We start from the raw sequence: 13,151 nt of genomic DNA, 5'->3' as shown, positions 1-13,151 counted from the left end.
TTTCTTGGCTCGCCGCAGCTCAGCGCCACGCACGGTAGTCGTCCAGGTAGAGGGTTCCGGAAGTGCTCGCATCGACGCCCACTACCGCACCTAGGCGGCAGCTGTCGACGGCACGGCTGGCGTTGGCCAGGCCGGTGACGGCGCCCTGGGAGACACCGTCCACCCACAGCTGGGCTTCGCCGTTGTCCGCTCCTCCGAAGAAGCTGGCACGCCAGTCCAGACGCACCGTGTGGGGTGCATCGGAGAGCGAGACCCAGCCCCCGGAGGGCAGCAGAGCCCAGCTGCCGTCGTCCAGCCGCGCCTGGAACCGCAGGAGGTACCCACCGGCGTTGGCGTAGAGCTTGACCTGCAGCGCCTGGTCGGTGGCGTCCCGGCCGCATTGCAGAATCACGTGACCGGTGCCGGCGGCGAGGCCGATGGAATTGGGGTCGAGGCGCAGGAAGGCGGAGAGCACCTGAGCATTGGAGGGCGAGTCGTCCTCGACGTAAGCCCGGTGGGTCGTGCCCTCGAAGGTGGTGGCGATGCCGAAGACTCCGTCCAGGGCCGCCGCGGCGGTCGCTCCGATGGAGGTCTTGCCGGGAGCGGCGGTGGAGCTCCAGGCCGCCAGATCACCGCTCTCCGCCCCGTCGGCGAAGAGAGGAACAAAGCTCCCGCTCCCCCGCCACAGCTGCACGTGGTCGAAGCGCAGGGCGCCCAGGAGGTACCCCTCCGAGCCTCGCAGGCCGCCGGAACGAACCCGGTCGACCACCTGCTCGTCGTTGTCCAGGTTGGTGACCTCTTCGATCAGCGAGCCGTCCACCCACAGCCGGTAGCCACCGTCGTCGGCTCCCGGCTCGGCAGCGGCCCACCACTCCACCGCGACGATGCGCGGTCCACCGGGGACCACCGTCATCAGTCCCGTGTGCTCACCAGCGTCTTCCTGGGCCACCAGCCGCAGGCCATGGCCGACGGATTGGGGCACCAGCTGCAGGGTGAGCACCGGCGAGGCGCCGTGGGCGAGCTCGAAGAGACCGTGGCGTCCCTCCTGACCGCTGATCGCCGCCAGGTCCATGACCCACTGGCCGTGCAGATGGTTCTGCATCTGAGGCAGCGTGGCCGCCGCCCAGCTGTCGCGGAAATGGCCGTTGAGGGTGATGCCCAAGCCGGTGTTCCCCACCAGGCTCGCCGCCGCGTCGGCGGCGGTGCCGCCTTCGAGAGTGTCCCAATCGGAGAGATCCCCCTCTTCGTGATCCGCCTCGAAGACCGCGGCCTGAGCGCCGGCGTCGAGGGTGACCGTCGCCGACACCGTCACTCCGGGATAGCTCGGGGATTCCAGGGTGTAGACGAAGCTGTCGCTGCCGGCGGTCCAGAAGGACGCCGCCGGCTGGTAGACGTAGGCCCCCGGCAGGTCGAGCCCCGCCGGAACCAACGAGCCGTGGGTAGGAGCGGTGACGGCGACGATCTGCGAACCGCTGATCAGCAGGTCGTTGGTGAGCAGCTCGAAGGCGGGAATCAGCCGCCCCTCCAACCCCTGGGGCACTTCCAGGGCATCGTCGAAAGCCGCGAAAGGCAGGACCGTCACATCCACCGCCGCGGCCGGCGAGATCTGGTTGACGGCATCGCGAATCCGGTAGGTGAAGCCGTCGGTGCCGGTCTCGCCAGCGCCGGGGGTGTAGCGCACCACCCCGGCCCCCAGGTTCTCCACCGCGCCGAAGCCCGGCGACTGGGGCAAGTCGTGGATCACGATGGCCGTGCCCGTATCGTTGGCCAGCAGATCGATCTCCACGCTCTGGTCGCGGGTGGTGACGGCGCTGTCGGGGAAGGCCTCCGGCGGATCCGGCAGCGCCACCAGGGTCACGGTGGCAGTGTCGGTGGCCTCCGGATCGCTGAGCTTGCGGATGGTGTAGCTGAAAGAATCACCGCCGGCGGTCCAGAAGCTCTCCGTCGGCGAGTAGGTCCAGCCGAGAAGGTGGGCCGAAAGGTTGCCGTGAACCGGCGGCTGTTCCAAGCCGGCGCTGATGATCTCGATATCCCCGGCGGGAGAATCGTTGTCCAGCAGCAGATCGTTGGGCATGTAGAAGGGCAGATCGTCGGGACTCACCTCCAGCGGCCCGTCGTCCACCGCGTCCGGAGGATCGCCCGCCGTCCCGGCGATCAGCGTGACGCTGCCAGTGCCGGTCTGGGAGGGGTCGCTGATCAGCTCCGCGGTGTAGGTGAAGCCGTCCTGCCCGACGGTCCAAAAAGAGGCCGCCGGCTGGTAGACGAAGCCGTCGTCGGCGCCGTTGCGGGCGAGGGAGCCTTCGGCGGTGGGGGTGAAAGAGATGATGCGCAGATCCCCCTCCGGCTGATCATTGGCCAACAAGGTCAGGTCCGCGATGTCGAAGGAAGAGGTCCCCGCCGGCACCGTCAGGGTGTCGTTGACCAGGAAGACGGGGTCGCTGAAGGGAAAATCCACTACCACCACCGCCGTATCGTCCACGCCGGTGGCATTGGGAGTGTCGGTCACGGAGTAGGTGATCTGGCAGGAGCTCTCCCCCGCCACCGATTCATAGAGCAGAGTGCCGTCCCCGAGGTTGGTCACCGTGCCGGCGCAGCCGGTGGTCACGTCGACGACATACAAAGCCTTGCCGTCGGCGTCGGTGTCGTTGGCTAGAACATCGATGAGGAAGCTCTGCCCTGGGCTGCCGGATACTTGATCGTCCCGGGCGTCGGGCACCGAGGCCGCGAAAGCCAGCCCAGGCCACCCGAGGGTGACGAGGCCGAGGATCAAGGCTGAGAATAAGAATCGTGGTCGCATGCTTCGGATCTCCTTGGCGGTTGGTCCATAGGCCCATGGGTCGCCTCGCCATAGCGGGCACTCGCGAGCATGGGCCAGTCACCGCCTTCGGATCCCGAGGATTGGCCGAGGTTTGGCTAAAGAAACGCTAAGGGTGGCCTGCCACGCCAAACCGCCGCGCGTTGACCCTTCTCCGCACCGGTTGCTAGACTGCTCCTTTCTCGGGCGCAGAGGTAGTCGTGCGGTTTGTGGGGCTACAGGGAATCTCCGGCAGGAGGCTCGGCGCGCCAAGGTGGAACACCGGAGCGTCGCTTCGCGGCCGGGTCACCCAAACAACCGTCAGGCTGAATACTCCCTTCGGGAATTCTTCAGGAAGCGCTGACGCAGGATCCGTCTGGTAGGTACATGGCAATACAAGAAAGATTCGGCGAGGCGCTGCTCAGCGCCGGCAAGATCGACAAGAGCCAGCTGAAGCAGGCCCTGCAGCATCAGAAGGAGCACGGCGGGCGCCTGGGCGCCGCGCTGGTCAGCCTGGGCCTGCTCACCGAAGCCGAGCTCACCGAGTTCCTCTCCAAGCACTTCGGTGTTCCGGCGGTAGATCTCACCAACATGGAAGTCGACGAGTCGGTGATCGGCATCATCCCCGCCGACATTGCGCGCAAGTACACGGTCCTGCCGGTCTCCAAGGCGGGAGCGAAGGTGACGCTGGCGATGAGCGATCCCAGCAACGTCTTCGCCATGGACGACATCAAGTTCATGACCGGCTACCAGGTGCAGCCGGTGCTGGCTTCGGACAACGCCATCCGCACCGCCATCGACAGCTACTACGGCAGCACCCACGCCGTCGAGCTCAAGAAGGTCATGGACGACCTGACGGAGGAAGACGAGTCGGACCTGGAGGTGCTGGAGGAAGACGAGGATCTGGATCTCTCCAGCCTCGAGGAGGAGTCGGAGACGGCGCCGGTGGTCAAGCTGGTGAACCTGGTGCTCACCGACGCCATCAAGCGCGGCGCCTCGGACATCCACGTCGAGCCCTACGAGAAGGAATTCCGCGTCCGCTACCGCATCGACGGCATTCTCTACGAAGTGATGCGGCCGCCCCTCAAGCTGCGCGAGGCGATCACCAGCCGCGCCAAGATCATGGCCAAGCTGGACATCGCCGAGAAGCGGCTTCCCCAGGACGGCCGCATCAAGATCCGCACCCGCATCTCCGGCAAGATCAAGTCCCTGGACTACCGAGTCTCGGTGCTGCCGACGCTCTTCGGCGAGAAGATCGTCATGCGGCTGCTGGACCAGGACAACCTGATGCTCGACCTCACCAAGTTGGGGTTCGAGCCGGACTCCCTGCGCTCCTTCGAGCAAGCCATTTTGAAGCCCTACGGCATGGTTCTGGTCACCGGCCCCACGGGTTCGGGCAAGACCAACACGCTGTACTCCGCCCTCTCCCGCATCAACACCCCGGAGGTCAACATCATGACCGCCGAGGATCCGGTGGAGTTCAACCTGCCGGGCATCAACCAGGTGCAGATGAAGGAGCAGATCGGCCTCAACTTCGCCTCGACCCTGCGCTCCTTCCTGCGCCAGGACCCGAACATCATCCTGGTGGGTGAGATCCGCGACTTCGAAACCGCCGAGGTCGCCATCAAGGCCGCCATGACCGGTCACTTGGTGCTCTCCACCCTACACACCAACGACGCTCCGTCGTCCATCAGCCGCATGATGAACATGGGTATCGAACCCTTCCTGGTGGCCACCTCGGTGCATATGGTGGTGGCCCAGCGTCTGGTGCGGCGCGTGTGCAGCTACTGCAAGGAGCCTTCGGAGGCACCGCCGGCGGCGCTGGTCAACGTCGGCTTCAACGAGCGCGAGGCCAAGGGGCTGAAGCTCTTCCGGGGCCGCGGCTGCGACCGCTGCAACGGTACCGGCTACAAGGGCCGCGTCGGCCTCTACGAGGTGATGGGCGTGGGCGACGACATGCGCGAGATGATCCTCTCCGGCGCCAGCTCCTACGAGCTGCGCCAGCGCGCCATCGAGCTGGGCATGCTCACCCTGCGCCAGAGTGGTTTGCAGAAGATCCGCGACGGCGTCACCACCATCGAAGAGGTGGTGCGCGAGACGGTAGCCTAGCTGCCCTCCGGCCGCCGGTGGCGGCCCCTTCATGTCCGCATCAGCTCCAGATCAGCTTTCTTCATCCTCACCGACCCACCGGTACCGCTGGTGGGTCGGTGGGCTGTTGCTCTTCGCCTTCGCCGTCCGTCTCCTGGCCTGGCTACCCTTCGCGCCAGTGGAGGATCTGCGCGGCGACGAGTCCTACTATGTGCGCATGGCCGAGTCCATCGCCGCCGGCGAGGGCCACCCAGGCTCCTTCCGCCCCCCCCTCTATCCGACCCTGATGGCCGTCGTGCTGCGCCTTGGCGGCGGCCTCGACGCTATACGGCTGGTGCAGATTCTGCTCTCCACGGCGCTGGTGGCGGGAGTCTACGACCTCGCCCGGCGCCGCTTCGGCCCAGCGGCAGGCCTCGCCGCTGGTCTGGCCTGCGCGCTGCAGCCGGCGCTGGTGCACTACAGCCACTTCCTATGGTCGGAGGGACTGGCGGCAGCGCTGCTGGTACTCACCCTGTGGCTGCTGGAGCGCTGGCGTACGAGCCGGCAGCGGGGCTTCCTCCTCGCCGCCGGCGCCGCCCTCGGCCTCACCGCCCTGACCAAGGAGGTCTGGCTCTTCTTCACCGCCGTGGGCGCGCTGTGGGTCGTCTGGCAGCTCGCCCCGGGGAGCGACCGGCTCTCGTTCCGCCAGATCCCCCAAACGCTACGAGCGGGCCTGCGCCAAGGCTGGAAGCCGGCCCTCCTCTTCTGCGCCGCCGCCGCGGCGGTGGTGCTGCCATGGACGGTGCGCAACACCGCGGTCCACGGCGCGCCGGTGGTGATCTCCACCTGCCGCTGGATGCCCATCGCCGTGGGCAATCTGCTGCCGGAAGACGACTGGCTGCTAGGGGACGGTCTGGGCGGTCCTCTGCGCAAGGCGGCACCGGAGGGTATGAGCGAGCTGGAGGCGGAAGCCTATTGGCGGCAGATCGCGCTGGAGTCCATCGGCGCCGAGCAGCCCGCTTGGCTGTTCAAGAAGCTGGCGCGCAACAATGTGCGCCTGTGGTCGGTGCACAGCCAGACAGTGCGCTTCGTGGAGAATGAGTGGATCCCCGGCCTCTCCCGCTCCACCGCCGTGGTCCTGCTGAGCACCGAAGTGGGCCTCTACCTGCTGTTGATGGTGGCCGCCTTAGCCGGCCTGTGGCTGGTGCCGGATCCTCATTTCAAACCGCTGATGCTGGCGGCGCTGCTGCTCACCATCGGGGTGCACGTGCTGGCCAACGCCATCCCCCGCTTCCACGTACCGATATTGCCCCTGCTGATGCTCTACGCGGGTGCTCTACTGGGTGCCCTTTCCGGCTCCGTTGGCTTGTTGAGCAGGGCTCAGCGATGGCGCTGGGCCGGTGCAGCCGCTACCGTGGGACTCTTCCTGCTCCTCGTAGCGGCGGGCTGGCAGCGCAGCATGGAGCCCGCCTTCAAAGCTCTGGAGAAGTTATGACCGCCGCTTCCCGATGGATCGACGCGGGTCTATGGTCGAAGGGCCTGTTGTTGGGGAGCCTGCTGACGGGGATGGTCCTCCTCGCCGCCTGCGGAGCCCCCGAGCCGGAGTCGACGGCGTCATCCGGCCGCTATTACTCGGTGCAGCTGCACCTTCACGGCAGCCTCAGCGAAGGTGTCGGCACCATGGCCGGACAGACCCGCGCGGCCCAGGAGCTGGGCGGTGTCGACGTCCTGTGGTGGACCGATCACGACTGGCGCATCGCCCGCCACACCTTCGTCGACAGCTTCGACTTCGATCAGCTGCGCCGGCGCGTCCCCATCCCCCATCGCGGCGCCCCCTGGAGCAAGCGCCCGCGCAAGATCCTCACCGCCTGGCATCGCCGGGACGGCGGCGAGGCGCTGGCGGTGGCGGAGCAGGAGATCAGCCGTGAGGCACTCCAGGGCGACGGCGCGCTGGAACTGACCGCCCGCGCCCGCCCCGGCGAGCTCTCCTGGGGCTGGACCGGCGGCGAGGTGGACGCCAGCGGCGGCCGCTACACCCGCCCGCTGAGCTCCGAGGTCACCGTCGAGCTGGCGGTGCGGCCGGAGACGGCGCTGGGGGAGAACGCTCAGCTGGAGATCCGCCTGGCCCTGTCGCGGCAGGAAGAAGGACTGGCGGAGCTGGTGTACCGGGTCGGCGAGACCGGCCCCCGGCGGCGGCGAACCCAAGGCGGCAAGGTGGTGGGCGTGGTACCGGTGGCAGCGCCCCCGGAGCAGTGGACCCGCCTGACCCTGCCGGTGTCCCAGGATGCCCAGGAGCTGGACCTGGGCGACGGGGACAACAGCCTGCGGCGGGTCGACGTGCGACTCTGGGTGCGCCGAGGCGCCGAGGCGCGGGTCCTGGTGGACGACTTGCGCCTCCAAACCCTGCGGGACGGCACGGCGGTCCTCGCCTTGGAAGAGGAGAGGGCGCAAGAGCTGGAGGCGGCGTCGGGCATCGTCCAGCACGTGGGCCTGGAAATCAGCTACGGAGTCCACTTCAACGCCTTTCTGCCACGGGTGGAGCTACCGGATTTCGACACGTTCCCCCACGGCATGGAGCCCCAGGCAACCGTCGACTGGGTGCACGAACGGGGCGGGGTGGTGAGCTACAATCACATCTTCGGCGCCGGCGACGAGCCGGAGGAAGAGGTTCAGGAAGAGCTCGCCCAGCGCGGTGAGCTCGCCGTCCGGGAACGCCTCTACGGCGCCGACCTGCTGGAGGTGGGGTATCCGCAACGAGTGCTGCCGCTGTCCCAGCACCTGGCGGTGTGGGACCGGCTGAGCGCCGCCGGCACCGTGGTCACGGGGATCGGCACCAGCGACTCCCACGACCAAGACGAGGGCTGGCGAGGAGGCAACAATTTCCTGACCTGGGTGTGGGCGAAGGACACCAGCCGCCCGGGGCTCATCGAGGGATTGCGGTGCGGCCGCGCCTTCTTCGCCGATCCGGCCCGCTTCCGCGGCACCCTGGAGCTGACCACCGCCGACGGACGCCCCATGGGCCAGGTCATCGAGCCCAACGGCGCGTCCCAAGAGCTGGTACTGGAAGCCACGGGCTTGCCCACCAACAGCCGTATCCGCTGGATCGTCGACGGGCGAGTGGCTCAGGAAGAGACCTCGGCGGCCGGGCAGGACGCCGGTGGTCCAACCAGCAACGGGCCCGGCGACGGGAGCCCAAGGATCTATCGTTCCGAGCTGTTGACCACGGTGGGGGATCCGGGATTCATCCGGGTGGAGGTCTGGCAGGGAGGCCGCGGCCTGGCCTTCACCAACCCGCTCTATTTCCAAAGCCCGGCTTCGGCCCCCGCGTCCTCCGACCCATCGAATCCACTGCCCTCCTGTCGAACCCAAAGATGATGCCGACTTTGCGCCAGATCTCGCTGCCGTCCGTCTCGATGCTCCTCCTCGCGGGCGTGCTCTTCGCCTGCGGTCCCGCTCCCTCCGGAGCTCCGCAAGACACTCCGCCGACGGAACCGGACAGCGCCGCGGCGAGCCCCGGAGCCGTCGACCCCCAGGACCTGGATGCTCTACGCGCCCTGCCCTACGCTGGCGGTGCCGGCGCCGCCGATCCGAATCTCCAGAAGGTGACCGTCTTCGACCCGCAGCGCTCTTTCCCCGGCTACAACCTGGTGGTGATTGAAGAGGACTGCGCCGCCGAGCTCATAAGCCCCCGAGGCAAGGTCGTGCACCGCTGGGAGAAGTCCCCCTGCGCTCATTGGGGCCACGCGGAGCTGCTGGAGGACAACACCCTGCTGGTCATCGCAACCGAGGGCAAGGTCACCACCGAGAGAGCCCGCTCCGCCGCAGCGAAGTCGGACGAGGACGAGGTCGACGACGAGGACGCGGAAGAGGCCGAATCCACCCCCGGGAGCTCGGCCACTGGCCGCAAGAGCCGCGTATTGATGAAGCTGAATTGGGACGGCGGGGTGCTGTGGAAGCGGCAGCTGCGGGCCCATCACGAGATGGACGTGCTCCCCGACGGAAGGATCGCCGTGCTCACCTCCCGGCGCCGCTGGGACGAGAGCATCCACCCCACCGCCCGCATCCACGACAACCGCATCCAGCTCTTGAGCGCCGACGGCGAGAAGCTTGAGAGTGCTTCCATCCTCGACCTGCTGCGCAGCCAGCCGGAGCGCTTTCAGCTCCAGAAGGTGGAGGCGCGGGAGAAGGAGGACGGCGTCGAGAGCATCGGGCTGCTGCACTGCAACGGCCTCGAATGGCTGACACCGTCGCCGGAGCTCGCCGCCGAAGATGCCCTCTACAGCCCGGACAACCTGCTCCTCACCTGCCGCCACCAGGACGTCGTGGCGATCATCGACTGGCCCCGGCGCGAGCTCCTGTGGGCCTGGGGGCAGGGAGAGATCTCCGGACCCCACGACGCCACGCTACTGGACAACGGCCACGTCCTGCTCTTCGACAACGGTCTGGGGCGAGGGTGGTCGCGGGTGGTGGAGATCGACCCCCGCACCGACGAGATCGTCTGGGAGTACCGGGCGCCGGAGCTCTACACCATCGCCCGGGGCTCCAGCCAGCGGCTGCCCAACGGCAACACCCTCCTCGCCGAATCGGAGGACGGCCGAGCGCTGGAGGTGACCCCCGACGGTGAAGTGGTGTGGGAGTACTACAGCCCCCACGTCGACGACGACGGCCAGCGGGCCATCCTCCCCAAGATCCGCCGGCTGGCACCGGATCGGGTCGCCCAGCTGCCCCGGGGAAGTCGCTCTTGAAGCAAAATCCGTCAGTGCACACCGAGGGCGAGAGCGGCGGCCGGAGGCTGCTGCTGACCCTACTGCCCATCCTGGGCTTGGGAGCTTTCGTGCGCTTCTGGGGGCTGCCGGGCCAGATCCTCGGTGGCGACGAGCTCCACGCCGTGCGCGCCGTGCTCGAGCTCTCCTTCCCGGAGATCCTCGTCACCTACCGGCCCCAGGACGCCTGCCTTCCCCTCTCGTCCCTCTATCGTCTGCTGCTGGTCTCGCCGGTGCCCTTCAGCGAGATGGCGCTGCGGCTGCCCATTCTGCTGTCGTCCCTGGCCCTGGTGGTCGGCGGGCCGTGGCTGCTGCGCCGATCCATCCCCCGCTCCACCGCCGCGGTCTTCGCCTTCCTGCTGGCGATCTCGCCGATCTTCGTGCTCTATGGACGCATCGTCCGCTCTTACGCCCCGGTGGTGCTCATCTCCTTCGCCGCCGTGGCGGTCTTCTATCGCTGGCTGGAGGCTCCCACCCGCCGGCTGGCAGTGGTCTATGTGCTGCTGGCGGGACTAGCCATTTACTTCCATCTGGTGGTCACCGCCTTCGTCCTCGCACCGGTGGCTTTCGCCGGCCTCGAGCGGCTGGCCACCGTCCGGCGCGAGGGCTTCACCATCGCGGCGCTGAAGACCCGGCTGCAGCCCTTGGCGGCCCTGGCCGGAGGCGTGCTGGGCATCATGGCCCTCTTCCTGATCCCGGGCTGGTTCAGCCTCGGACCGATGATCGGCGAGAAGCGTCAGCTGGTGCTGCCCAACGCCGACACCGTCGCCGGCGTGATCCACCTGCAATCCGGCTCCACCTCGAACCTGCTGGCAGGGCTCTTCTACGCCGTGGCCGTCGCCGGACTCTGGCTCCTGCTGCGCCACCGGCGCCGGCTGGGGCTCTACACCCTGACCCTGGTGCTGGGCCATGCCGTGGGCATGGTGGTCTTGCGACCCCTCAACCTGCACTTGCCACCCCAATTCACCCGCTACAACCTGGTGCTGATCCCCATTCTCCTGCTGTGGGTGGCGGCGGCGGTGACGCTGCCGTGGTGGCGCGGCGGAAGAGGCCCCTCCCGCACCGAGCAGGGCCTGCGTTGGACCGCTTGCGCCGGACTGTTGGCCGCGCTGGTGCTCACCAGCCCCCTGCTCCAGACCGACTTCCGCACCAGCGAGTTCACCCACCACAAGGATTTCCTGGGCTTCTACGGCCCTCGGGGGCAGCTGGCCGAGGAGGATGTGCCGAAGTTCTACCTCCGTCTAGCCGCCGAGAACAGGGCCGCCGAAAATAGGGCCGCCGAGAACGGTACCGAGCAGGGCTCCGAGGCCCAGGAGGAGGCGGTGCTGGAGTATCCCTGGCATACCAGCTGGCGGCTCGCCCGCACGCCCTACATCCTGCAGCGCATCCACCGTCGGCCGGTCTATCTGGCCCCCATGCAGCGCATGCTCTGGGATCCGCGCATCCAGATCCACAAGATGATCCCCGGCCGACCCCGGGACTTCCTGCGCAGCCCCGCCCGCTGGCTGGTGGTCTTCGCGGATCGGGGAGCGCTGGAGGACCGGGTGGACGGCGACCACCGCTCTCCCCGGCGGGGATGGAAGCTGCGGGGCCGGGAATGGGATTGGATGGACCGCGAGGGGACCGCCATGGGCCAGCGGCTCAACCAGCTGTGGGGACCGCCGGACGTGGCGGACGAGACGATCCAGGTGTGGGACCTGGATCGCGTCCGGGAGCAGATTCGAGACTAGCTATCTCCCGAGTCGTCGTCCTCAGCCACAACCTCGGCGGGCGGCTCTTCGAGCACCCCGCCGGCACCGGTGCCGCGGGGGTCGGTGGCCGCCGCCAGCTCCCCCTCCTCGCCCCGCCACACCGCCACCACCTTGGCGGTACGAGCGCTGATCTGGAGAGCGTGACCGTAGGTTTCGAGCACGCCCCGGGTCTCCGGCGCCAGGGCGTCGGGCTCCGCTTCCAGGTGGTCCGGTAACCATTGATGATGCAGCCGCGGCCGCGCCTGGGCCTCTTGCAGGTCATCGCCGTCAACGATGAGGTGGAGCAGCACCTGCAGCGTGTTGGTGGGAATGCGCGAGCCGCCGCGGGCCCCCAAGGCCACCGCCGCACCCTCGCCGTTCCACGCCACCGTCGGGCTCATGGAGGAGAGCATGCGCCGGCCGGCGCGCACTTTGTTGGCCTCACCTTGGACCAGCCCGAAAAGGTTGGGCCGCCCCGGAGCGGCGGCGAAGTCGTCCATCTCGTTGTTGAGGAAGAAGCCCGCCCCCGGCACATAGAGGCCGCAGCCGAAAAGCCCATTGATGGTAGTGGTGAGGGCCACCAGGTTGCCGTCGGCGTCGATCACCGACAGATGGGTGGTGTCGGCGCTGCCTTCCACCGGCTCGGCGGCCGGGGAACGCACCTGGCGGGAGGCGGTGGCCTGGCCGGCATCGAAGGATCGGCCCCACGCCGCCAGGTGCTCTGGCGCCAGTAACTCCGCGGGCTGCGCCTCGGTGGTATCGGGATCGCCCAACAGATAGCGGTCAGCGTAGGCGCGGCGCAGCATCTCCGTCATCAGGTGAGCACGCTGCGCACCGAAGCGCGGCATCTCCGACCAGCCCAAATCCTCGAGGGCCTGGCTGACCTGCCCCAGGATGATGCCACCGGAGGACGGCAAGGACATGGAGGCGACGTCCCAACCGAAGGCCTGGAAGTGCACCGGCTCACGCCAATGGGGGCGGTAGGCTTCGAGGTCGGCGGCGGTGAGGATGCCCCCGTGACGGCGGGAAACCTCCTCCACGGCCTTCGCCACCGGGCCGCTGAGGATGGCCTCGGGACCGTGCTCGGCATAGCCCTTGAGGGTGTCGGCAAGATCCGGCAGGCGGAGCCGTGAGCCCACCGGAGGGGGCTCACCAGCGGGCAGCCAGACCGCCGCGCTCTCCGGGAAGCGCTCCAGCAAAGCCCGATGACTCGCCAGCACCCGGTGCAGGTGCTCGTCCACCTCGAACCCTTGGAGGGCCAGCCGCCGTGCCGGTTCCACCACCACCGCCCAGGGCAGGGCGCCGAGCTCGCGGTGAAGCTCGAAGAGCCCCGCCGGGGATCCGGGCACTCCCGCCGCCAGCGGACCGACCAACGAACGCTCCCGCACCGGCTCGCCGCTCTCGTCGAGGTACATGTCGGCGGTGGCGGCGGCGGGAGCCGTCTCGCGAAAGTCGAGGCTGGTCACCCGCTCGCCGAAGCGCACCACGGCGAAGCCGCCACCCCCCAGATTGCCCGCCTCGGGAAAGACCACCGCCAGCGCCAGGGCCGCAGCCACCGCGGCGTCTGCGGCGTTGCCACCGGCGCGCAGGACGTCCAGGCCCACCTCCGTCGCCAAGGGGTGCTCCGCCGCCACCGCGCCGCCATGGCCATGCACCGGCGGCGGCACCGCCGCCACCGTCACTCCCAGGTGAGCGGCCAACAGCAGGGTGAGCACGGCGCACCGCGCCCGCTCCGGGGCCCGGGAGAGCCCCCAGCGGGGGCGGAAAAGGAACGACCGGGCTCCTAGAGTCATGGTGAGCTCCTCGGGGTTCATCACG

General features: G+C 68.5%; 7 protein-coding genes. 5 read left to right on the top strand and 2 right to left on the bottom strand.

Annotated elements, in window-relative coordinates; genetic code table 11:
- Positions 1 to 19 precede the first annotated feature (19 nt).
- Positions 20 to 2,776 carry an Ig-like domain-containing protein gene (locus tag SX243_03585; protein MDY7092032.1) on the bottom strand — a complete coding sequence of 919 codons (2,757 nt, stop codon included), beginning with the start codon at positions 2,774 to 2,776 and terminating at the stop codon, positions 20 to 22.
- 384 nt (positions 2,777 to 3,160) lie between these two features.
- On the opposite strand from SX243_03585, the gene pilB reads away from it, so the two are divergent.
- The 5 genes from pilB to SX243_03560 are packed head-to-tail and all read left to right on the top strand — an operon-like array spanning position 3,161 to position 11,333.
- Complete coding sequence (gene pilB / locus SX243_03580; protein MDY7092031.1) at positions 3,161 to 4,882, top strand: type IV-A pilus assembly ATPase PilB; 1,722 nt, start codon at positions 3,161 to 3,163, stop codon at positions 4,880 to 4,882.
- 31 nt (positions 4,883 to 4,913) lie between these two features.
- Complete coding sequence (locus SX243_03575) at positions 4,914 to 6,335, top strand: glycosyltransferase family 39 protein (GenBank protein ID MDY7092030.1); 1,422 nt, start codon at positions 4,914 to 4,916, stop codon at positions 6,333 to 6,335.
- A complete protein-coding gene (locus SX243_03570; protein ID MDY7092029.1) occupies positions 6,332 to 8,215 on the top strand; it encodes a CehA/McbA family metallohydrolase in 1,884 nt (627 codons plus the stop codon). Before SX243_03575 ends, SX243_03570 begins: the two co-directional genes overlap by 4 nt.
- Positions 8,212 to 9,585 carry an arylsulfotransferase family protein gene (locus SX243_03565; GenBank protein MDY7092028.1) on the top strand — a complete coding sequence of 458 codons (1,374 nt, stop codon included), beginning with the start codon at positions 8,212 to 8,214 and terminating at the stop codon, positions 9,583 to 9,585. Before SX243_03570 ends, SX243_03565 begins: the two co-directional genes overlap by 4 nt.
- Complete coding sequence (locus tag SX243_03560) at positions 9,582 to 11,333, top strand: glycosyltransferase family 39 protein (protein ID MDY7092027.1); 1,752 nt, start codon at positions 9,582 to 9,584, stop codon at positions 11,331 to 11,333. Before SX243_03565 ends, SX243_03560 begins: the two co-directional genes overlap by 4 nt.
- Here SX243_03560 and ggt read toward each other — a convergent pair.
- Positions 11,330 to 13,147 carry a gamma-glutamyltransferase gene (gene ggt / locus SX243_03555; protein MDY7092026.1) on the bottom strand — a complete coding sequence of 606 codons (1,818 nt, stop codon included), beginning with the start codon at positions 13,145 to 13,147 and terminating at the stop codon, positions 11,330 to 11,332. The two genes, SX243_03560 and ggt, sit on opposite strands and share 4 nt — an antisense overlap.
- Positions 13,148 to 13,151: the final 4 nt, after the last annotated feature.

The sequence above is a fragment of the Acidobacteriota bacterium genome (assembly GCA_034211275.1).
Taxonomy (GTDB): Bacteria; Acidobacteriota; Thermoanaerobaculia; order Multivoradales; family JAHZIX01; genus JAGQSE01.
Note: the sequence above shows the minus strand (reverse complement) of the source record. Positions and strands in the feature narration are given on the sequence as shown.